Source organism: Spirochaetae bacterium HGW-Spirochaetae-1 (assembly GCA_002839375.1).
In the GTDB taxonomy this organism is placed as follows: Bacteria; Spirochaetota; UBA4802; order UBA4802; family UBA5550; genus PGXY01.
In genome coordinates this window covers 218,389-240,291 of record PGXY01000001.1, presented here as the reverse complement: position 1 = coordinate 240,291, position 21,903 = coordinate 218,389, and the positions used below count along the sequence as shown (strand labels likewise).

Here is a 21,903-nt window from a genome sequence, read left to right as displayed (position 1 = left end):
GCGGCACTGAATGAAAATTGCATACTTCGACTGTTTCTCCGGCATTAGCGGCAACATGATAATCGGCGCGCTCATAGACGCAGGCCTGGACCCGGGCATCCTTGAAGCGGAGCTGAAAAAACTCCCCGTCACGGGATACAGCCTGTCCGTAAAAAAAGTATTAAAAAACGGCATCAGCGGCACCCACTTTTCCGTTATCACCGATGACCATGATTCGCATCATTCCCACCGCTCACTGTCCCACATCACCGGCATAATAAACGACAGCGGCCTCGATCCATGGGTGAAGGAACAGGCCCTGGCCGTATTCACGAACATCGGCACCGTGGAAGCGCGGATACACGGCGTCCCCGTCGATGAAATACATTTCCACGAGATAGGCGCCGTGGACTCCATCGTGGACATCACGGGCACCATGATCGCCCTGAAGGAGCTTGATATCGCCGTTGTGGAATCATCGGCGGTCCATCTCGGTTCGGGTTTCATAAAAACACAGCACGGCCTCCTGCCAGTACCGGCCCCGGCCACGGCCGAGCTCCTTAAAAGCATTCCTGTTTTTTCAAAGAACATCGAAGGCGAACTCACCACTCCCACGGGCGCGGCCCTCATCGTACATCTGGCCCGACGCTTCGGCCCCATCCCCGCCATGAAAATTTATCATACCGGTTACGGGGCCGGTACGCACGACCTTCCCATCCCGAACCTGCTCCGCGTCCATATAGGCGAAACGCAGGAAAGCGATATCGATACCGATGACATTCTCGTCATGGAATGCAATATCGACGACATGAATCCCCAGTACTATCAGCACATCTTCCAGACACTGCTTGACCGGGGCGCCCTGGATGTGTATATAACACCAATCATCATGAAAAAGGGGCGCCCGGCATCGCTCCTCACGGTACTCTGCACACAGGAAAAGGCTGAAACTCTGCAGGACACACTCTTCCGTGAATCTACCACATCGGGCATCCGCACCCATTCGTGTTCCAGGAAAAAACTGAAGCGTTCCTTTATTAAAGTTGAAACGAAATATGGAATCGTCAGCGTAAAGGTCCACGAGAAAGATGGTGAAGTTATCACAATAACTCCGGAATATGAGGACTGCCGCAGAATTGCTGAAGAAAAAAACATTCCGGTGAAAGAGGTCTGCCGCCAGGCGGTACAGGCTGTATATGAGAAAAATCGTCAGTAAGCCGAATAATCCTGCCTGACGAATATCCGCACTTACTTCATACTTCACCACAGGTTATCACACAAATATCCCCCTGTTTTCAGCCGTTTACTTCTTATGTATTTTTATTAAAAATACGATATAGAAGTGACACTTACCATTTCTTTCAAACACTCCGGAGGAATTATGAAAAAAACATATGTTTCAATTCTGGCAGCCCTGCTGCTCATGCTATCTACCCCGGTCTTTGCTGTGGACTACATCGTGGGCGCACGGGCCGGCTACTTTATGTGGGACTCATGGTTACAGGATGTAGCTTCCCAGTTCAACGACATGGGAACCGGAAGCGGGGCCCTGTATGGACCCGTTGCAAGCGTGTTATTCACCGATGACATCTCCCTGTCCGTTTCAGGGCTCTTCGGCAGTCAGAATACACATGGCATGTCTGAAAACATACCTCAAAGCGCAACTGAAAATAAAACACTCATTTTCACCTTCGACACCTTCCGCATGGACATCGACAGCGCCCTGAGTTACCGCATCATGGATAATCTGAAAATCTTTGCGGGGTATAAATTCTGGTATCTGAAGACAGAATACAATGGAATGGATTACCGATATAACACCACATTTAACACTCTCACAGAAGCTAATCAGGAAACATTAAAATTAACACAGCCATTCCACGGCCCGGCCCTGGGTTTGGGGTTCTCACTTCCCCTGGGAAGCCGTGGATTTTTTGTGTCTGCCAATCTCTCTGCCATTTACATGATGGGTAAAATGAAAATGGATGGTGATCCAAGAAACAACATTGATAATCTTGGAGCTCTCACTCAACAACCCTCAATAAATGACACATTTGACATGCAGATGTACGGTTTCAACATCGAGCCAACCATCGGCCTGAACATCGGCGAGGGCATGCCCATCGTCACCCTGGGCGTCCGCTACCAGATAAACAGGTTTGAAATCACTGAAAATACCGGAGGAAATTTGAATGAGGATTGGATGACAGACCAGATATACGGCGTGTTTGTCGGCGTTCTCTATAAGATATAAGACTCTTCAGTATAGAAACAACAAAGGCCGGCCTTTTCAGACTGGCCCTTGTTGTTTCTATACCATTCGTTTTTACAGAGTCACCGGTATAGCCAGAGAAATCTTTGACAGGTTCTGTTTTGCCTTGGTATAGTTCGGGTCCAGTTCAATGGCCTTGTTGAAGTCCTTTTTGGCCTCTTCTATGATCTTTTTAGCCTCGTCCTTTTTACCCTCTTTCGCAAGATCCTTGGCCTTGATCACCGCTACCTCACCGCGGTAGTTGTTCAGCGAGGCCTCCACGGACTTAGTCTCGATTTTCGCGTTTATCTTTCCCTGTTCCTCCTCAGTGAGCATCACGTTGAGTATGCCGCTGATTTTTGTGAACAGGTCCTTTTCAAGGTCAAAGAAATTATCGGTTTTCCCCATGACCGCGGCAGTGCCGAGCTGCGTTCCCTTTTCCACGGAGAAGACCTGGGTCTCCATACGCAACTGGCCCTTCATCTCCGTAAAGGAACCGGCCAGGATGTAGCTGGCGCCCACAATTTTCCCCAGTTCCACGGCCGTTTTCTCATCCACCATGCCCGTGAGCTGGAAGGACTGCTGGGCCAGAACATCCTTCATCCGTTCATTGGAAACGATGTTGAAGGCGCCGATGGTCTCCACGTCGGTCATGATCATGGAGGCAATGCCGAACTCCCAGGGCTGATATTCTTCTGCCCTGCTTTTGGGCGTATTGTTCACATAATTCATCACGGCCAGACCTTTGCGCTGGCTCCTGGGAATCTGCCGCAGGCTTTTATCCGAAGTGCCGCCGCACCCGGCCACGAATACAATAAGTACGAATGATGAAACAATTCCGGAAATTTTCATATTATGTTTAAATCCCCCACGGATAAAATATTTATGGAAAGACACAGGCCAGCACTTTATTTCTGATACCAATGTAATCATAAAAAATTTGCATTTGTCAAGATTTTTTTAGACTCAGGCCACCGGCTGTTCTTTTGCCGGAATGAAGCATTTAAAAAAAATCGTTTACAATTCAATTACTTCTTTACATAATATAATATATACACTAGAGATATAATTAATTACATATTTTTTAATAAAATACTTTACAGGAATCAAGGCTCATTATTCTTGGCTTTATCTGATGAACATGAACCAGCTGTTTAATTTATACATTTCGTTTTAATTTTTCCCGATATTAATTTATATTATTATATTAATAGTACGAGTATATTTTCCCAGGGCCCAACAATGAAAGATTACAATAGTATGCTCGCCCAGTATATGGAGCGGATTTCAACCTATCTCAATGACACCCTATCCATACCCAAAGAGTGGCACTACAAACAAGAAGACTTTGACGAGATACTGACCTGGGACAGGGAATCTGCTAAACATGTCTGGATAAAGCTGGAAAAACGCATAAAAGCTAATTTATGTTCAGGTTTAAATTTTCGTCTGTGCCCATTCTGCACCAAAAACAGTTATGATCACCGGATAACACGTCCCAACAGGGTCAATCCCGCCTGCCGCGAATGCGGATATGGCAAAAGACATGGTGTCTGCACTCTCTTCAATAAGAAGATAAGTGAATTTCAGAAAATCCTCGAGACCTTCAAGCTGGACCGTGTTGATATAAACAGGACCTTATCCAACCATTTCTACAATTCGCTTGTAGAGGAAATAAACAAAAATGCCCTGCACATGATAGAAAGAACCAAAGACAGGGAAAAAGCCAAATTATCAACCTCCGCTTAAGAATCTTCTGCATTCCTCTCCCCCTGCAGGTTTTCGCTCATATCTCAAACCTGTCAGACTTTCATAGGAGTCCATCGAAATCATTTTCAATAGAGACTATTAATTTCCTCTCTCTATTGACTTCCTGAATCAATTTATATATATTTAGACTAAGAACGAACGTTCGTTCTTAGTCTATCAGGGGAATTTTATGGAAGACCGAAAAAAACTGATAATCGATACTGCAAAAAAGCTTTTTTCAGAAAAAGGCTATTCCGCCACGGGTCTCCGGGAAATCGCCGATACGGCAGGCGTTTCAATCGGCAATATATATAATTATTTCCATAACAAAGAAGAGATCTTTAACAGCATTATGGATCCGGCCAACCTGATTGACACCTTCCCTGATTTCGGTGCCATGATAAATAAAGATTTTCCTTTTAACCTGAATGAAATCATTCTCGCCATGAAAGTAGTCATTGACCAGAACATTGAAGAATACCGCCTCATTTTTATCGACCTCATCGAGCTGCAGGGTAAAAACACCAACCGTGTCCTGGAAGCGCTCATCAACCTGGCCAGTACTGTTTATATTGACAAGGTAAAAAATGATTATGCTGGAAAGAGCATCAGGCCCATAGACTACGAATACCCCACCAAGGTCTTTATTATATGCATCGTTGCCTATTTCATCATTTCAAAAATTCTACCGGCGGCAAAAACCGATTCCATGAACGACGAAGAACTATCGAAAAAACTGGCCGATGTGCTGCTGCACGGGATCGTGGCGACATGAAAAAAGAGGGAATTTCCAGGCAGGGAGTTGCATCACACATGCCGCTGCTGTGGCTGGTTCTTCTCGCCATCATGTACATGGTCCCTTTTTTAAGCAATACCGTCATGGCCGCTGATATCATGCTCAAGAAGAAACCGCCAGTCCAGGCCGAAGAGGATGATTCGGATGGCGATGAAGATGAATCAGCGACACGGGAAGCCCAGGGCGGCACTACTGAATTACAGGGCTTCATAGAATTTGAAAATTTCACCGGTACCTATCCCCATCAGGCCTTCCGTGATATAGTCAAGAAAAATGAAATACGAAACAATCTATCTTTGCGCACCGGATCTGAAAACTTTTATTTTGTCATGAATTCCAATGTCTATATACATGACTATGTTCATGATCCCACCGTGTACCGTAACGGCACCGCGCGGGGATCGTCCTTCGAAATAAATTTCAATAAACTTTATTACAACGCCGAATTCAGTTTCTTCCGTCTCCGAGCCGGGAACCAGATTTATCAATGGGGAACGGCTGATGTCTTCAATCCTACGTCCTACTTCAATCCCATGGATATGCGGGAGGCCCTGTTCAAGGACCAGGACGAACTCCGCCAGGGAGTACCTTCCCTCTCGTCCCTTTTTTTTATCGGCGATGATACGCTGGAGCTGGTTATAGTACCCCTGCACGTCCCAGCACTCCTGCCGGAAAAAAATACCTTCTGGGAGCTGCGCTACGAGGAAGAGGGATATCCCATCAGCATTGCCGCATCACGACCCATGGAACCGGACATTAAAAATATCGCCGTTGGATTGCAGTACTATAAAAATATTCTCAGCACCGATGTGAACATCAGTGCCTATTATGGTCCCGACACGGAGCCGCTATTCCGGCCCATGGGTACCATAGCCGTACCGAATGAGCCCATTGCAGTCGATGTACGTCCCGAATATCATACCACTATAAAAACCGGCCTGGCACTTTCCCGGGGCTGGAATGATTTCGTATTCCAGTTCGAGGCGGCCTACAGTCCCCTGAAAACCGGCGTTGTGGACCAGGATTATTCGGGCGGGCAGATACCGCAGTTTCCCTTCAAAACAAGGACCTTCCACGCCCTGTACACCACTGCCGGGTTCAACTACATGATACCCATGAATAAACTCTTCGAGGGACATGAAGGCGATGCAGTGCTGACCACGGAATACAGCAGGCCGACCTATTTCTCACGCAATATCATGGATCCCATGCTGGGCGATATCCTCATCGTCCGCGTTGAAGACACTTTTTTGTATAGCCGCCTCAAAGTTCTGGTGACAGGCATCGTTGATATTACTGAAAAAGGAACAATTATAATGCCGGAAGTGCAGTACCGCTTTCCCATGGGCCTGTCCATCAATGTGTCCTACGCCTTTATCCATGGACGCGAGAGGAGCATGATAGGGCTTTACACCGACAATGATTTCATCAGGATGAGGGTTCGTTATGAATACAAAATGTAAACCAACCCATCTTCTTATACTGTTTATGGCGATGATTATCAGCGCCTGCGGTATGGACTCACCTGCATCGATAAACATTTCCGGCACTGTATCAGTTGACACGGCCGAACCCGTCACCGGCCCGGTATTTCTTCTTTTCACCGATACGGCCGACTTTGAAGCTATCAAGGCGCAGCCCCTTGATCATGTCATCACCATGATATCCTGTCCCGACAATGGCTCCTATTCCCTTGATCTCGCGGAACACGGCGTGCGCAGAAACGATACGGTGTACATCACGGCCATCCTTGACGTAAATTATGACGGAGGAGTTCCCTACCCTGATCCGGGAGATTATATCGGCTTCTATATAAACAGTGAGACCATGCAGCCCTCCCGCACCATGCAAAGTGATAATCGTAATATTGATATAACAATCAACCGGCTTATCTATGATTACCAGGCATCCATAGAAGGCACCATCACCAATGCCCTCACCGGGACAGTCACTCTCATTGCCTATGCCGGAAGCGTTGACTCACTCGACATTACGTCGCTGGACATGGATAAAATAATGGGATACGGTACAGTGACCAAGACAGGAGAAAGCGTCGATTACTCCCTTGATATAATGCCCTTCGGCAGGAATGTCCCCATGGATGATGTCTATGTCTTCGCTCTCTTTGATCTGAATAACGACGGCATTCCCAATGCCGGCGACGCCCTGGCCTTTTATGCCGATGGAGCTACTGGCGTGCCATTGCAGTGTGTAATCACCCAGGGCCCCAACAGCGGTATTAACATCACAGGACAGATGGAACTCATGTCATCCTCGGACTATGCCATGACCATCGACGGCTACTTTGAACACCCGGAAGGATATGATTCATCGTCCAAACCGGTATTCATCATGATTGCCCACACCGATGATCCCGGCGCGCTTTTTACCGATCCTCTCAGCGTCGTCAAGGCCTTCAAAAAACTCGATCCCGGCATGAGCAGTTTCAGCATCGATCTTTCCACAACAGACCTCGAGCCCGGGGACGAAGTCATGGTCATAGCGCTCTGGGACAAGGATTATTCAGGCGGTTTTCCCAGTCCAACGGCGGGTGACATGGTCGGATACTATCAGAATACCGATCTCGACAACTTCGCCTTCACCATTGCCCTGGCTGAAAGCGGTCCCAACACGGCCTATCACCAGGCCTCGGGCGACTGGAAGTTCCAGCTCAATAAAAAAATGTATGACTACAACACCACGGTGGAATTTCAACTCGATCCTTCATCACGGCCAGCGGGCATGGTTGAAGGGAATTCGCTCATCTGTCTCGTCGTTCATGACGACGGCGTCAACAACCTGACGCGGAACATCGATGATATTAATTACGTCACGGGAATGGCGCTGCTGCCTTATGTGGCTGACCCGAATCACCATTACAGCTTTCCCCTCTTTGCCGCCCTGGATGAAGGCATTGCCGTTACCCTGGCCATGAATTCCTATGTCTATGTCCTCTATGACCGTGATAATAACGGCATGCCCTCAAGCGGCGATAATATTGCCGCGTACTGGGAGAACAACTTTTTCACTGCGTATCAAACAGCGCCGAAAAAAATACAGATTACCAGCGATGAGAATAATTTTTTACTGGGAGCCGACGATGGTACCAAAGACCCCTATGGAGTCAGGTTCATTGGAAAGACCTATTAATTGAAAAGGAGATGCACACTTTATGATGAACCGAATTCTAGACTTTGTCATCAGACGCCCTGTTATAGTCATCGTCGTAATTATTGCCATCACCATATACATGGCCCTGGGTATTTTCAAACTGCAATTTGAAAACAGCCTGGAGGTTATGATGCCAAAAAAGGACGCCGAATATCTCCTGAATGAAAAAACCAAGGCCATCTATGGCAACAATGGCAATTTTATTATCATGACCGTATCATCAGATAATGCCATGACTCCGGAGTTTCTGCATTCCTTTGACCTTTTTCATACCGACATAGAAGAATATGAGACATATGATGAAGAGAAAGAATCATCACGGCTCCGCCGTTTCGTTGAAACAGCCGGCCGTGGGAACCTCAGCCTTTCAATGCTTCGTGAAGCATTCCGCGACGACCAGCCTTTTATCCGTACACTGGAAAGAAAATGGAAAAAACTTTTTGCCGATTCTGATTCTCTTTCAGCCCGTCAAACGGAAAAACTGAAAAAGGATATTCAGGCCGCCCAGGCCATGAAGAAAAAACAGCTCATTGATGCCATTCTTTCACCATACACGGCCCAGGACCTTACAGGGAAAGATGATACACTGATCACATATAAACTCATAGACCGTGACGATAACGATCGCCGTATTATTCCTTCAACGAAAAAAGAAATTGAAATTTTCAGTAACAGGCTTCGTAACAATCCTGCCTTCGAACGAGGCATTTACGTCCTGGACCGCACAACGGGCAATATTACCGATTTCAGTGTCCTTATCCGCCTCATTAATGGTGAACTGGACTATACCCTGTCCGATGATCTGCAGGAAATTGCCACGGGGTATCCTGAACTGCATATAAATATTAACGGTATACCCTATGTAAACACACAGATAAATCATTACATGCAGCAAGACCTGAAAACCTTTCTGCCCCTGACCCTGATTTCAATTCTCATAATTTTTTTCCTGAACTTCAGGTCTCTGAGGGGCGTATTTCTCCCCTTCCTTTCCATGAACTTTGCCGATATCTGGATCATGGGCCTCATGGGACACCTGGGTTTCAAGGTCAGCGTCATGGGCGTCTGCATCCCCCCCCTCATGCTGGCCGTGGGGAGTTCCTATTCAATACATCTTCTGAATCAGTATTATATTGATTTCAATTTAATCACGGCCGGTGATAAAAGGCAGGGAATCAGGTCATCCATGTCTCACATCTCTCTCACTGTTATACTGGCGGGATTCACCACATTCGTAGGATTTCTCATGCTCATGACTAACGGTGTATATGCCTTAAAGGAATGGGGTATTTTTTCCGCTATCGGCGTCCTTTTCGCTGTATTTATATCCATAACCTTCATCCCGGCCATGCTGGTTCTTCTTCCGCTAAAAGCTCCTGCAAAACGCCGGCAAATTGATACAGGTGATACTGAAATCCGGTTTCATGGTTTTATCGATAGAATCATTTTCTTCTTTACATGGCTTTCCATCCATCACTATAAAAAGGTTCTGACCGGCATGTTCATAGTCGTTATATTCGCCATTGCAGGGACGTTCCGCATCATTGCCGAAACATCGATACTTGCCTATTTCAAAGAAGGAAATCCCATACTCACAAGCACGTATGAAATAGGGAAAAAATTCGGCGGCTCCTTTGGCATCAATATCCTCATTGATTCAGGCAAGGAAAACGGGGTACTGGAACCGGACTATCTCACCTTCATAGACAATACGAGGAAGTGGCTCGAAGCCGAAGAAAACAAGGATGTCAACATCGGCCGCACCGACGCCTTCCCTGATTTTATTAAAACCATGAACCTGGCCATGAACAACAATGAAAAAAAATTTTACTCAATACCTGAAAAACGTTCCGCTATAGAAGGGTATATGCTCATGTTTTCCGGCGATGATGACAATGATGACGGCCGTATTGATGTCTTTGAACCCTATGTAGATCACAAATTCAGAACCGCCAACATCTTCGCCCGGCAGTGGGAGCGGAACGGAGCAATGCTCAGCACGGCCCACCTGGTCCATTCCATAAGCCGCATTGAAGACTATCTGGACCGAAACCTGCCCCCGGGATACTCCTATAAGATAACCGGCGAGCCTAAAATCATGGTGCGCCTCATGTATTATATCGTTATGGGCCAGATGCTGAGCCTGATATTCAGTCTCGCCGTTGTCTGCATCATTGTTATTTTGCTATTCAAGAATATCGCGGCAGGGCTCACGGCCCTCATCCCCATCACTCTTGCCGTTATCTTCAACTTCGGCATTATGGGCTGGTTCGGCATCCGCCTCGATACGGCCACGGCTATCATAGCATCAATAACAATCGGTATCGGTATCGATGATACGATTCACTTTCTCAACAATTTTCGTCATTACCGAAGCCAGGGTTTAACCGTAGATGAAACGATAACAAAAACACTTGCCATTGCCGGAAGGGCTATTATTTATACCTCCCTGGCTCTCATATTCGGATTTCTTGTTCTGACCGTTTCCAATTTCAAACCTATTGTACTTTTCAGTTTTCTCACGGCAGTGACCATGGTGTCCACAACCATTGGCGCTCTACTGATTCTTCCATCGGCCATAAAGGCCACGGGAATAACACTGGAGGAATCCCGATCCGATTCCCCGGTATGGAAATATCTCAATCTAAGCAGATTTTTTAATTATGAAGAAAATGACTGATAAAAGGAGGACTTCCATGTTTCGAAAAATTTTTTATTCTTTAATTGCCATTGCAGCTTCCATTCAGCTTGTCTTTGCCCTTACGGGAAAGGAAATCATGGAGAAGAGCGAAAAACTCATATCGGCCAAAACAGCCCGAAGCACCATCCACATGACCATTTACAAGGGGGATGAGATTCTGAAACGGGAAATGAAGGTCATGGGACTGAAACAAGGCGATAGTGAAAAAGCGCTGATTGAATTTCTGTCACCGGTGAATATGAAAATTCTCACCTTTTCCGAAAGCGGCGACGATCAGCAATGGCTTAAGCAAAAAGATATGAAGGTAAAGAAAATCGTTTCCGGTGACCGCAACAAGGCCGTGGTCAATTCTCACTTTTTCTACGAAGATCTGAAACCGCGTAACATCAATGACAGTACCTACACTCTTGCGGGAAACGCCATGGTGGAATCCTTCGACTGCCATAAAGTCGAGGCCTCACCCAAACCGGGGAAAAGCGTCTATGACCGGGCAGTTTTCTATGTACGTAAAAGCGATAATTTTATCATCCAGACCGACATTTACTACAAGGGATTCCTGTATAAACGCCTCATCAATTACAACATTGAAAAAATAAACGGCGTGCTCACGCCCAGGAAATCTATCATGTACCGCCTGGAAAAAGACGGTTCAAATCTTGGAAAGACCGTCCTGGAAATCAAAGAGGTTGTATATAATGATCCGGGCATCACGGAACGTGATTTCAATAAAAACAGGCTGTAAAAAACAGGAAGGGGAGCTTTCAGGCTCCCCTTTTTTAAATATTTCTAAAAAATCCATTACATTTCTTTGATTATTCCTCAAGATTCAGCTCCCATTTTCCTTTCAGTTTCCCATGCAAATCCCTGAATTTCTCCTCTTCCAGAATACCGAAACGCTCCAAAACTATTTCATCGCAGTAGAAATAGTAATATTTTTTGTCGTCGATGCCACAGAGCATGTTTGCAAGATAAACGCTGAAGGCCAGATCACGGTGCTGCTCTGAAGAACTATGCGGGGCGTGATGATACCGGATTGCCTCCACAAGATAATCAGGAAAATTCCATTTTTTAGCAATAAGCTCCCCGATCTGCGAATGACTGATGCCGATGGATATTTCCTCCATGACCGTGGAAGTGATGATCCGCCTGTTCTTAATTGTTTCTGCCACCTTTTCCACCAGTTGGAGATTAGTAGCCAGGAGTACAATCTTCCCCAGGTCATGCAGGAGTCCTGCCATGAAGGCATTATCTGCCAGTCCCGGTTTTTTCAGCATGAGTCCTATATTGCGTGCATAGAATGCCGTTTTTGTCAGGTGCCTCCAGATCTCTTCAAAACTGGCGTAGCGTTTTTCCAAAATGCTTCTGGCATTGCTGGCCACAAGAATGGCATTGACGTTTTTCAGTCCGATCGTTTTTACAGCCTCAAGGACAGTTTCAATTCTCTTTCCGGGAACAAAGCCGGCCGAATTGGATAATTTGATCACATCAGCAGCCAGTGCCGGGTCCATGAGAATTTTATCCGCAATAATCTCCATGGTCGAATCGGGACTGTTGCAGAGATTGAGGAGCCGAACAATATTTTCCGGGAATGTGGGGATTCCCTCCACATCAGCGACTATCTCATCGCGTATTTTTGATGTAATCTGAGGCGGGCGAAGATCCCTGGGAACAAAAAGAGTAGTCTTTGTTTCATTTCCATTGGTAGTGATCGAAAAGGTTTTTGGGTCGATTCCCATATTTTTCAGGAAAAGAATGGTGAGCACAATACCCAGGCCCGCACCCTCGGTATCATCTTCAATCTCGTCATAGGCATCGGAAAAATCATTATACTTAAGTGCCTTGCCTATGCGGAGGTTTATCCGTTCCAGTTCTTCCGTCAGAATAGGCGTATTATTATTAATCACAACATGCAGGTTCTGATCATTTCTTGAAAAATCGATTTTTACATAATAATCACTGTTTTTCAGATCCTTTTCTATAGCATCAAATTCACCGATCACCTCTTCTTTGAAGCGTGACATGCCCTCTTTATAACCGGCCTTGTCCTTGATATCGAGGTTATTCTTGATGAAAAACACCCTTTTTGCATTGGCTTTCATGGCATTGACTATCACTTCCCGAAGTATGGTTATCATACTGTTCAGGAGATATATATGATCCATTTTTGCCAGTTCTTTGGCCATGATACTGTTGATGAACATGAGAAGTTCACTATCGGCATAGGCAAATTTTAGTTCAACAGTTTCGCCTTTCTCGATTTTTCTGGTTATTTCTGTTCTGATTCCCTGGTCCATAGAATTGATTCCTGTATTTGATAACGTATTTTAACGTATAACGACACTTTCAGTCAAGTTTTTAATCATTACAAATGTGAATGGATTCTTGCTACATCACATTTTTAGTCAAAAAAAGCAGAGATCCTCTTCCGTGGCACCCCGGGCAAAAGAGATAATGTGTGGAGAGTACCTTCCGGTCATAATTATTTTTTGCATATAATCATTATATTCATCGGCATTAATAAATGATCGCAGAAAAAGAATTCTTGGGAAGAGGAGAGCGTTGATAAAAGGAAGTTTATTTTTCCGGCAGTAGGCCGCGCCGGCGCCATCATCGATCATTATAAAATTACCTATCTTATTAAAAAAAAGACTTATAACATCGCCTTCCCCGCGGTCCAGGGACAAAGGTATTTTTTCACCGGTCTCTGTATCAATTTTAGCCGTGTGAATGATATGAAACCTGCCTTGTTTAGACAAGTCAGAAAAATCATTGGCGCCGGGATAGGAGCTATTTCGGGTGATCTCTTCAAAAACCGAGACGGGCATGACAACGGTATATACATCCAGGAGGAGGGGGAATAAATCTGTTTTGTAAAGAATAATGGCTGAGGAAGCGTCAATTATGCAGGTCAACCTCTTCTCTATAAGATCTGCTGTTTGACCTGCACTGCCATTATCTTCAACTGACATAGGATTATTGCAATCAGTATTTCCTGAATACAGCCGAGAGTTTCCCCAGGATCAGAACATCTTTCACTACTATGGGAGCATAGGCCGGATTTTCAGGAATGAGGTGAATAGCATCACCCTGCAGTTTATATCTTTTCAGTGTGGCTTCTTCTTCCAGAAGAGCAGCTACTATATCTCCATTCTGTGCTATATTCTGTTTTTTTATAATGGCAATATCACCGTCAAAAATACCGCCATCCTCCATGGAATCTCCCCTTACTTTCAGGGCAAAATGATCACCGGACCCGATAAACGACCGGGGAAAACTGAGATAATCTTCTATATTTTCTTCAGCAAGGATGGGAGAACCGGCAGCTATCCGGCCGATAAGGGGTATATTGACCGCGTCAGTGGGAATGACATCGTCCTGGTCAATTACAACAATGGCCCTGGATTTATTCTGTTCTGTTTTAATGAATCCCTTTTTTTCAATGGCCTTGACATGATCATAGGCACCTTTTACTGTGATGCCGAATTTGTCCCCCACCTCCCTGACCGTAGGAGGAAATCCCGATTCGCGGATGGAATCTTTTATGAATTCATAAATATTCTGCTGTTTATCAGTGAGTTTTTTCTCGCTAATTTTATTTTTCTGGACCATGATTACCACCCTTTATAGAGTTATCGACAAATCTAAACAGAAACTTAGCAAACATTAGTTTATGTGTCAAGAAAAAATTTATTGCTTGATATTTTCCTTAATAATCATGGGAATAACTGATCGAAAACGCAGGCCCGGGATTAATAGTTTTTTATGAAACCTGTTAGATGGAGCCGCATATTGCTTAAAATTTATTCAACCGTAAAGTATTAATTTGTCCGGCCTGAATAAATAGTAACTAAATTATTAAAGAATAGAGTTTATGAATATTCAGTCCTGCTACAAACTCCTTGATGTTCCTGAAAATGCCTCTAACGAGGCGGTTGCAGCGTCGTTCAAAAAACTGGCGCACAAATATCACCCCGACAAGAACAGAGAAAGAACTGAATGGGCCAACGAGGTCATGACAAAACTCAACCTCGCCTATTCCGCCATTATGAGCCACCGTTTTCAGCAGGGTATGGAAAACGGTAAAAAAAGTGACTCTGTACAAAAAGAAGAAACACCGCAGAAACCACGGGAAAAGAGGCATACAAAACCAGGTAAAACCCGCATAGAAGAGGAATATCTGATTCAGTCCTTTATCAGGTTGCGGGAAAATACAAAGGAATCCCTGTATAAGTTCTTTCAGTTCAGCCTGTATAACCTGGCACGACGTGAGATGGTGTCCAACCGCGGAACTTACAACAATATTGTCCATTCTCTAAGAAAAAGTTATCATGGCATAGGCAAACTCATAAAACAAACCGATGATGACGAACTTCTTGAACATTTTAATACGTTTAAAAACATGATATTTAACTTTTACCGCGCCGCGGAATGCCTGAATATCATCGACAGCTATACCAGCCAGTATGAAGTCAATGCCTATCGCTCTTATAAGCGCGGCGATGACGCCCTCCACCTAGCCCACAAGGAACTTTTTTTTGACCGCCATAACCGCGGCAAATTTGACCAGGATAAAGTCCTTCCACGACTTGCCGAGGCTGAGCTCATATTTCAGAGAACAATACTGAATTTTCCGAAATCGGGCTGGCTTGTGGAAACAGCCATAAAACTCGAATATGTTCAATCGTTAAAAAATTATATTCAGGTGTTTTTTAATGAATAATTCACCGATAATCTACTAAGACCCGAACATATTGAAATTGATCCTATGAAAATTCCATACATTATCATATTTTTGCTGATGCTCATGCCCATATATATCTTCGCTGAAGATTACGAGTACCAGTATTTTCACGGGGAAAAGGAAAAATACGTCCCCTTTTCCGATTATATCCCCAAGGTCCGCCTGCATTATAAAACCGTTCCCCATTATGTTGAAGATTATTATCAACTCTATGGAATGAAGCAGTACTACAATGAAAACTCACTGCGTAAAAATATAGAGCGACTGAAAACGGCCCTGCAGTGCAAATTCCGCCATCCCTCGGAAGCCCTGGTAAAAGTGGAGTCCGAAAAAGAATATAAAAAGTACCGCAAGCTCATGTTCATGCATATCAACCTGCTCATCATGAGAAACCATATGACCATAGCCTCGCGCTATGATAAACAGAAAATATACTTCTATAACCTGGAATTTTCCAAAGATATCCGCGACAGCCTGGACATGGCGGACCGGTATTACCGGGAGGCCCTCCCCTATTGGAACGAAGCGCGGCGATACGCACACGAGGCCAGCAGGATAAAAATTACCACGGACCTGAGCAGCATGGAATCGGAACGTTCCTCCATCATAAAGAACGATCTTAACTACGAAAAAATTATCACATCGCACCTTAAAAAGGTGGACACGAAGAAGAAAAAGCTCGATAAATATCTGGCATCGGGTCAGTAACTATATCGAAAGGAACATAGCCAATCCATGGAAACCAATCCCGTACTCCTGACCATCCAGAACCGCCGGTCCCGCCGGAGATATACTGACACAGACCTTAGTTCTGACACAATAAACGCCATTCTTGAGGCAGGACGGTGGGCACCTTCAGGACTCAATAATCAGCCCTGGAAATTCAGCATTATCAATAACAGTGAAATAAAGGAAAAACTGGCCGGCCTGACCAAATACAGCAGAATAATCAGGTCCTGCCACACCTGCATCGCCGTTTTTTACCACATCCCCTCGGGCTACAACCGCGACAAGGATATCATGAGCATCGGGGCCTGCATTCAGAACATGCTCCTGGCAGCCGAATCGCTCCATGTTGGAGCTGTCTGGCTTGGCGAGATATTAAACCGCAAGGAAGAGGTGAGCCAGGTTCTTAATATCGATATCCAGCACGAACTTATGGCGATCATCTCCCTGGGATATTCCGAAGAGGAACCGAAAACAGCCAGAAAAAATCTCGATGATCTCATGCTGAACTCCTACGTAGATCAGCTACCCCGTCAAAAATAGCTTGCTATTTTTTATACAAAATCCATATAAAGTTCATCCGATGCCAAAGACCTATACAAGCTGAAGGACCGAATGACTAAAAAATTTTTATTGATAAATCCACCCTATCCCCTGGAAGAATCACCGTCGCCTCCTTTCGGACTCATGTCTCTTGCCGCATATCTCAACAAGAACAATATTGACGTTATTATCGAAGACTTCGTTGTCACTCCCTACACCAGGGAATACATAGAAAACGTCATCGATCATTATAAGCCCGATCTTATAGGCGCCACGGGCGTCACCATGAATATCAAAAAAGCCCTTGCCATACTGGAAGACTGCCGCGATATAGCACCAAAAACACCCACTGTCCTTGGCGGGCCCCATGCCACCTTTGATGCGCAAAATATCCTCGCAGAAAATATTTTTATCGATTTTATTGTCCGGGGAGAGGGGGAAGTTACGGCAACGGAACTGGTCAAATCCCTGTCCCGTCCTTCAGACCTTGAAAAGGTTGCGGGGATATCATACCGCCGAGGCAATGAGATAGTACACAACGGCGAGAGAGAATTCATCCAGTACCTCGATTCGCTGCCCTTCCCGGCCAGGCATTTATGCAATCTGAACAAGTACAAGGCTCTTGGACTGCCCATAGGAATGATGACATCGCGGGGCTGTCCTCACCGATGTATTTTCTGCGTGGGACGGCGCATGGTGGGAGGCAAGGTGCGCTATTTTTCCGTAGAGCGCGTTGTGGACGAGCTGCAGATGCTTGCCGGTATGGGATTTCGTCAGATCAATATAGTCGATGATCTCTTCACATCTCACAAAAAACGGTGTACTGAAATATGTAACGAGATAATAAACAGAAATATCAAAGTGCGCTGGAGCGCCTTTGCACGTGTTGATACGATTGACCGGGAACTTCTTTCATCGCTCCATCAGGCCGGCTGTACAGTGCTCTGTTTCGGCATAGAAAGCGGAAACCAGGAAATACTCGATACCGTTAAGAAAAGAACCACGCTGGAAATGTGCCGCAAGGCCGTAGCCATGTGTCGGGAAGCGGGAATATTGCCACTGGCCTCATACATTCTCGGTCTGCCCGGTGAAACCGCTGAAACAGTTACAAAGACCATGGAGTTTGCCGGCGGACTGGGCGCGCAATATGGATATCATATACTATCCCCATTCCCCGGCACGGAGGTACGGGATAAATGTGCTGAATATGGCATACGCATCTTCCACGATGACTGGGATAAATATGACGCAAATCAGGCAGTGTGTGAGCCCGCAGGTATCAGCGGCGGGGAGATTGATGCCATATATAAAAAATTCAACAACAGCCTCGACGCGTATATACAATGCGCTATTTCTGAATACCAGAAGGGAACCCACCTGTCCGATGAATTGGATGTAGTGGCCGAAGTAACTATTTCCCGAGCCGTTGCTTGGGAGATCATAAAGAATAATATTACCGGCGATCCCCGGTACAGAAATCGTGATGAAAATGCCTTAGTTGATGAACTTGTCAGCCGGCTCGCGCCCCTGACATCACTGAGCGAATCGACAGTGAAAAAGGAAATTAGAGATTTTTTTAAAAATAAATACCTGGTCTATCATGAAGACACCGGTCTGCAGTGGTCTTCCACGATATGATTGGTCTGTATTCCTTTTTTATCAATTGCACAAAGGATAAGATCACGTTATGAAACAACGCAAATTCTCGGTTTTTTTCATGGCTCTTCTGATAGTATTACTTTCCGCACCGGTCCTGATATCATTGGAACCGCTCGATGTCAAAACGTCCCAGATAACCGTGAAAAAAATATCCGCAAATAGTTATACGCTTTCCTTTCGTATCTCCTACGACGCTTCATTATCGTCGTTTCTTGAAGAATCCTCATTTCTCATGCCAGCGGAAGAAATTTTAATTCATGGGACAGTTGAAGACTCTTCGATTCATGAACAGGACTTTCTTTTCTCACAGCTAAACATCGATCTTAACGGTGATGGTGACACCCTTGATATCTACCCCCTTATCTTTAAAGCGGGCAAGTATATGCTGGAAAAACAGCGCCTGCAGATTGTCAGTTATCCCTACCGGTATGAGAGCTATACCGGTTTTCAGTATTTCAACAACGCCAGTCCCCGCACAAACAGGATTACTCAGAAAGGAAAAGAATTTATTGTGTATGCAGTCAGTACCGGTGATAAAAAAATGACTGTGGGATTGAATCTGAAAGATAATGCGGTAGCGATAGAGCAATTCCCCAATCCAGCCGTCCAGATAGCCATTCTGAAAAACCACGAGGATATTTCCAGTAAGCCGGGCTTTTCCATTGCAGGATCAAAAAATTATATTACCTTCACCAATGAAAAATTGCTGAAAGACCAGGCAGACAGCTGGGTTGCCATAGTCTGGACCATGCTGCCCGTCAAGATCACGGAATCGGGGAAAACTGAATTCCAGGCTGAAATTTCCCGGATTACTCCCCCCTTCACTGTCATGGCCGTTTTTAACATATCCCCCGAGAAAAACATACGCCTGCGCTCCATCCCCATATACAAGGAAGTGGAAAAATAGGAACGCCCTGTATTATGCACTCTCACACGTTGAAAAGAAACCGTACGATATCCCCATCTTCAATAATATAATCCTTTCCCTCGGACCTCAGCAGTCCATGATCTCTGACGCCATGCTCTGATCCATATTTCAAAAGATCCTCCCAGGACATGATCTCGGCCCGGATAAAACCACGCTCAAAATCCGTGTGAATTTTCCCCGCGGCCCTGGGAGCTGACGTGCCTCTCCGAACCGTCCAGGCCTGGAGATCTGTGGCCGCTGAATAAAAGGATATGAGATCGAGTAGCTCATACCCGATGGCAATAAGCCTGTCCAGTCCCGATTCCTTCAGGCCCATGGCTTCGAGATATTCCCTTTTCTCATCACCGGGAAGTTCGGAAATTTCTTCTTCCAGTTTTCCACAGATATAGATAAACCGGGAATGATCGGAATCGGCGAACTCTCTAATCTTATTGAGATGATCGTCGGGCATTTCATTTTCGGCGATATTGGCGCAATAAAGGACCGGCTTATTGGTAATCAATCCGAATTCGGCAGCAATTTTTTTTTCTTCTTCTTCCAGCGACAGGTTTTTCAGAAGTTTTCCTTCATTCAGGTGGGATAACATACGTTCAATGACCGATATCCTGTGTGAAGCCTCCTTTATCCCGGAGCGCGTCTGTTTCTGCATCTTCTCATCGGCGCGCTCCAGAACTTCCATGTCCGAAAGGATAAGCTCCGTATTGATAATTTCGATATCCCGCAAAGGATCAACATTTCCCGTCACATGAATTATATTCTCGTCGGAGAAACAGCGTACGACATGGATAATCGCGTCGACCTGCCTGATATGACCGAGAAAGGTATTACCCAGACCTTCCCCTTTTGAGGCACCCCTGACCAGTCCAGCCACGTCGATAAATTCAATTTTAGTGGGAATGGGATCATTTTTACCCAGAATTTTCCCGATTTCCTGCAATCTTTTATCCGGTACCGGGACTATTCCCCGATTCGGTTCAATAGTGCAGAAAGGATAATTTGCCATCTGTGCACCGGCACTGGAGAGGGCATTGAAAATTGTAGATTTACCCACATTGGGAAGCCCGATTACACCACAATTAAATCCCATTTTTTCCCTCCACTTGATAGTACAATGAAATCGGTGATAAAATTAATTGTAAAGCAGTAAAAAGATTCATTATAATTAATAAATTGACATTCATGGATAAACATTGATTGTTGTATAAAATAAATTAAATACCCCCGAATGAAATGCTAATCCAGAGTATTCTTACATTTTCCGTCAATATCCTTTTTTATGCTACTATTGTCATAATGATACTCGCTATACTGTACTTTAATATCCGTATCGCAAAATTAATCCTGCTTAACTGTGTAACCTTGTTTTTATTCATTATACCCTATTTTCTGCTATTTAATAATTTTTATGAATTCACAACTATACCCACAGTTGCGGTGGTGGGCCTTCTCATCCTTCCGATAACATATACCTGGATGATATTGTATATATATAATCTCCTGGATGATTACAGCCTTTTCCCTGCTTATATAGCCATTATATCAGCACTTTTTATCCTGGTCATATTTCCTGCCCATACTATAAAAATTCTTTCTATTCTACATTTGATGCTCTGTGGCTATATTATATATCTACTTTCCGTCGTTAACCTGAATATATCTTCCCGATTCCTTATTGCCGTGCAGATGCTTACCTGCATTAATATCATCCTGTCTTTCTTTAATTCCGATGCAATTCACTTCATTACCTCTCCGGCTCTGCTGGTTATACTTACCTTCTACATCCTGACCATCGAATATCAACAGAGACTTCTCCGTTTCATCAGGCAGCTCAACAATTCCAACGAACTCAACAAAAAACTCACACACCAGATTACACGTTTGAAACAAAGCAACGAACAGTGCCGACGGATAATTGCCGAAAAAGATACCGAGCTTTTTCAGATAAGCCGTCATGCCAGCCTTGCCGAAGTGACAACGGGAATCGCCCATGAACTGGCTCAACCCCTAACGGGCATCAAGGGTATTGCACAGAATATGATAGATGATATAAATTATGATGAACTGGACAAACTCCAGGCCGTAGCAGAGCTGCAAAGAATTTCCTCGCTTGTTGATAAGTCATCGACAATCATTGACCATATCAGGAATTTTTCCAAAAAAAGCGGTTTTTCCATGAGAATTATCGACCTGAACAATTCCATACTCGAAGCTATTGACCTTATACATCATCAACTGAAAAAAAACAATATAGACCTTCTTTGCGATCTTCATGAAAACATACAGGGTGTATATGGCGATACCATATCCATTGAACAGCTTATTGTAAATCTCGTTCTTAATGCCAAGGATGCCATAATAGAAAAAAAGCACCTCGATACGGATCATGAGGGATTAATTAAAATTACCACATCTGTCAATAATCACAAGGTCCGTCTCATAATAAAAGATAATGGAATAGGAATTCCAAAGGATATCATTCCCAAGATATGGTCTCCTTTTTTCACCAGTAAAAAGCGAAATCATGGCACCGGCATTGGTTTATCAATTTGCAGTAAAATAATAAAGGAGCATAATGCTGAAGTTACACTGGATACCAGCAGTGGAGGAACTACTTTCACCATTGATTTTCCCATTCCTGAAGAAACTCAGTGATGTTTAT

19 protein-coding genes are annotated in these 21,903 nt (G+C 44.7%); 14 read left to right on the top strand and 5 right to left on the bottom strand.

Features of this window, described 5'->3' with window-relative positions; translation table 11 throughout:
• Window positions 1–10 precede the first annotated feature (10 nt).
• Both CVV44_01060 and CVV44_01055 read left to right on the top strand, forming a co-directional pair.
• Window positions 11–1,195 carry a TIGR00299 family protein gene (locus tag CVV44_01060; protein ID PKL41253.1) on the top strand — a complete coding sequence of 395 codons (1,185 nt, stop codon included), beginning with the start codon at window positions 11–13 and terminating at the stop codon, window positions 1,193–1,195.
• 165 nt (window positions 1,196–1,360) lie between these two features.
• Window positions 1,361–2,233 (top strand): hypothetical protein, encoded by an 873-nt coding sequence (locus CVV44_01055; protein PKL41252.1) that lies wholly within the window; start codon window positions 1,361–1,363, stop codon window positions 2,231–2,233.
• Window positions 2,234–2,305: 72 nt separating this feature from the next.
• On the opposite strand, the gene CVV44_01050 is transcribed toward CVV44_01055, so the two are convergent.
• On the bottom strand, window positions 2,306–3,163 hold the full coding sequence (locus CVV44_01050; GenBank protein ID PKL41251.1) for a hypothetical protein: 858 nt from the start codon (window positions 3,161–3,163) through the stop codon (window positions 2,306–2,308).
• Window positions 3,164–3,472: 309 nt separating this feature from the next.
• Between CVV44_01050 and CVV44_01045 the strand changes: the two genes are divergently transcribed.
• From CVV44_01045 to CVV44_01020, 6 genes are all read left to right on the top strand, one after another.
• Window positions 3,473–3,979 (top strand): hypothetical protein, encoded by a 507-nt coding sequence (locus CVV44_01045; protein PKL41250.1) that lies wholly within the window; start codon window positions 3,473–3,475, stop codon window positions 3,977–3,979.
• A 190-nt stretch (window positions 3,980–4,169) separates the two neighbouring features.
• Window positions 4,170–4,754: a hypothetical protein gene (locus CVV44_01040; GenBank protein PKL41249.1), complete on the top strand. Its 585-nt coding sequence runs from the start codon at window positions 4,170–4,172 to the stop codon at window positions 4,752–4,754.
• Window positions 4,751–6,238: a hypothetical protein gene (locus CVV44_01035; protein ID PKL41248.1), complete on the top strand. Its 1,488-nt coding sequence runs from the start codon at window positions 4,751–4,753 to the stop codon at window positions 6,236–6,238. The genes CVV44_01040 and CVV44_01035 overlap by 4 nt, the downstream gene beginning before the upstream one ends.
• Complete coding sequence (locus CVV44_01030) at window positions 6,222–7,925, top strand: hypothetical protein (protein PKL41247.1); 1,704 nt, start codon at window positions 6,222–6,224, stop codon at window positions 7,923–7,925. The genes CVV44_01035 and CVV44_01030 overlap by 17 nt, the downstream gene beginning before the upstream one ends.
• Window positions 7,926–7,947: 22 nt before the next feature.
• A complete protein-coding gene (locus CVV44_01025) occupies window positions 7,948–10,626 on the top strand; it encodes a hypothetical protein (protein ID PKL41246.1) in 2,679 nt (892 codons plus the stop codon).
• A complete protein-coding gene (locus tag CVV44_01020) occupies window positions 10,610–11,389 on the top strand; it encodes a hypothetical protein (GenBank protein PKL41245.1) in 780 nt (259 codons plus the stop codon). Before CVV44_01025 ends, CVV44_01020 begins: the two co-directional genes overlap by 17 nt.
• A 70-nt stretch (window positions 11,390–11,459) precedes the next feature.
• Here CVV44_01020 and CVV44_01015 read toward each other — a convergent pair whose 3' ends face one another.
• The 3 genes from CVV44_01015 to CVV44_01005 form a co-directional block, all read right to left on the bottom strand.
• Entirely contained in the window at window positions 11,460–12,941 is a 1,482-nt protein-coding gene (locus CVV44_01015; GenBank protein ID PKL41244.1) for an HD family phosphohydrolase, read from the bottom strand.
• Window positions 12,942–13,049: 108 nt separating this feature from the next.
• Entirely contained in the window at window positions 13,050–13,616 is a 567-nt protein-coding gene (locus CVV44_01010) for a hypothetical protein (GenBank protein ID PKL41243.1), read from the bottom strand.
• Between the two features lie 13 nt (window positions 13,617–13,629).
• Complete coding sequence (locus CVV44_01005; GenBank protein ID PKL41242.1) at window positions 13,630–14,256, bottom strand: repressor LexA; 627 nt, start codon at window positions 14,254–14,256, stop codon at window positions 13,630–13,632.
• Window positions 14,257–14,518: 262 nt separating this feature from the next.
• Between CVV44_01005 and CVV44_01000 the strand changes: the two genes are divergently transcribed.
• From CVV44_01000 to CVV44_00980, 5 genes are all read left to right on the top strand, one after another.
• The gene (locus CVV44_01000) at window positions 14,519–15,367 is read left to right on the top strand and encodes a hypothetical protein (GenBank protein ID PKL41241.1); all 849 of its coding nucleotides are present in this window, start codon (window positions 14,519–14,521) and stop codon (window positions 15,365–15,367) included.
• A gap of 45 nt (window positions 15,368–15,412) precedes the next feature.
• A complete protein-coding gene (locus CVV44_00995) occupies window positions 15,413–16,096 on the top strand; it encodes a hypothetical protein (protein PKL41240.1) in 684 nt (227 codons plus the stop codon).
• Between the two features lie 27 nt (window positions 16,097–16,123).
• The gene (locus CVV44_00990) at window positions 16,124–16,657 is read left to right on the top strand and encodes a nitroreductase family protein (GenBank protein PKL41239.1); all 534 of its coding nucleotides are present in this window, start codon (window positions 16,124–16,126) and stop codon (window positions 16,655–16,657) included.
• A gap of 72 nt (window positions 16,658–16,729) precedes the next feature.
• Window positions 16,730–18,295 (top strand): B12-binding domain-containing radical SAM protein, encoded by a 1,566-nt coding sequence (locus CVV44_00985; GenBank protein PKL41238.1) that lies wholly within the window; start codon window positions 16,730–16,732, stop codon window positions 18,293–18,295.
• Between the two features lie 49 nt (window positions 18,296–18,344).
• Window positions 18,345–19,223: a hypothetical protein gene (locus CVV44_00980; GenBank protein ID PKL41237.1), complete on the top strand. Its 879-nt coding sequence runs from the start codon at window positions 18,345–18,347 to the stop codon at window positions 19,221–19,223.
• Window positions 19,224–19,245: 22 nt separating this feature from the next.
• On the opposite strand, the gene CVV44_00975 is transcribed toward CVV44_00980, so the two are convergent.
• Entirely contained in the window at window positions 19,246–20,331 is a 1,086-nt protein-coding gene (locus CVV44_00975; GenBank protein PKL41236.1) for a redox-regulated ATPase YchF, read from the bottom strand.
• A 143-nt stretch (window positions 20,332–20,474) separates the two neighbouring features.
• Here CVV44_00975 and CVV44_00970 point away from each other — a divergent pair, with 143 nt between their 5' ends.
• Window positions 20,475–21,896 (top strand): hypothetical protein, encoded by a 1,422-nt coding sequence (locus CVV44_00970; GenBank protein PKL41235.1) that lies wholly within the window; start codon window positions 20,475–20,477, stop codon window positions 21,894–21,896.
• Window positions 21,897–21,903: the final 7 nt, after the last annotated feature.

What these genes read in the sequence shown, in the direction of transcription:
- CVV44_01060 (PKL41253.1), top strand. Translation starts at nt 11, where the DNA reads ATGAAAATTGCATACTTCGACTGTTTCTCCGGCATTAGCGGCAACATG.
- CVV44_01055 (PKL41252.1), top strand. Translation starts at nt 1,361, where the DNA reads ATGAAAAAAACATATGTTTCAATTCTGGCAGCCCTGCTGCTCATGCTA.
- CVV44_01050 (PKL41251.1), bottom strand. Translation starts at nt 3,163, where the DNA reads ATGATTACATTGGTATCAGAAATAAAGTGCTGGCCTGTGTCTTTCCAT.
- CVV44_01045 (PKL41250.1), top strand. Translation starts at nt 3,473, where the DNA reads ATGAAAGATTACAATAGTATGCTCGCCCAGTATATGGAGCGGATTTCA.
- CVV44_01040 (PKL41249.1), top strand. Translation starts at nt 4,170, where the DNA reads ATGGAAGACCGAAAAAAACTGATAATCGATACTGCAAAAAAGCTTTTT.
- CVV44_01035 (PKL41248.1), top strand. Translation starts at nt 4,751, where the DNA reads ATGAAAAAAGAGGGAATTTCCAGGCAGGGAGTTGCATCACACATGCCG.
- CVV44_01030 (PKL41247.1), top strand. Translation starts at nt 6,222, where the DNA reads ATGAATACAAAATGTAAACCAACCCATCTTCTTATACTGTTTATGGCG.
- CVV44_01025 (PKL41246.1), top strand. Translation starts at nt 7,948, where the DNA reads ATGATGAACCGAATTCTAGACTTTGTCATCAGACGCCCTGTTATAGTC.
- CVV44_01020 (PKL41245.1), top strand. Translation starts at nt 10,610, where the DNA reads ATGAAGAAAATGACTGATAAAAGGAGGACTTCCATGTTTCGAAAAATT.
- CVV44_01015 (PKL41244.1), bottom strand. Translation starts at nt 12,941, where the DNA reads ATGGACCAGGGAATCAGAACAGAAATAACCAGAAAAATCGAGAAAGGC.
- CVV44_01010 (PKL41243.1), bottom strand. Translation starts at nt 13,616, where the DNA reads ATGTCAGTTGAAGATAATGGCAGTGCAGGTCAAACAGCAGATCTTATA.
- CVV44_01005 (PKL41242.1), bottom strand. Translation starts at nt 14,256, where the DNA reads ATGGTCCAGAAAAATAAAATTAGCGAGAAAAAACTCACTGATAAACAG.
- CVV44_01000 (PKL41241.1), top strand. Translation starts at nt 14,519, where the DNA reads ATGAATATTCAGTCCTGCTACAAACTCCTTGATGTTCCTGAAAATGCC.
- CVV44_00995 (PKL41240.1), top strand. Translation starts at nt 15,413, where the DNA reads ATGAAAATTCCATACATTATCATATTTTTGCTGATGCTCATGCCCATA.
- CVV44_00990 (PKL41239.1), top strand. Translation starts at nt 16,124, where the DNA reads ATGGAAACCAATCCCGTACTCCTGACCATCCAGAACCGCCGGTCCCGC.
- CVV44_00985 (PKL41238.1), top strand. Translation starts at nt 16,730, where the DNA reads ATGACTAAAAAATTTTTATTGATAAATCCACCCTATCCCCTGGAAGAA.
- CVV44_00980 (PKL41237.1), top strand. Translation starts at nt 18,345, where the DNA reads ATGAAACAACGCAAATTCTCGGTTTTTTTCATGGCTCTTCTGATAGTA.
- CVV44_00975 (PKL41236.1), bottom strand. Translation starts at nt 20,331, where the DNA reads ATGGGATTTAATTGTGGTGTAATCGGGCTTCCCAATGTGGGTAAATCT.
- CVV44_00970 (PKL41235.1), top strand. Translation starts at nt 20,475, where the DNA reads ATGCTAATCCAGAGTATTCTTACATTTTCCGTCAATATCCTTTTTTAT.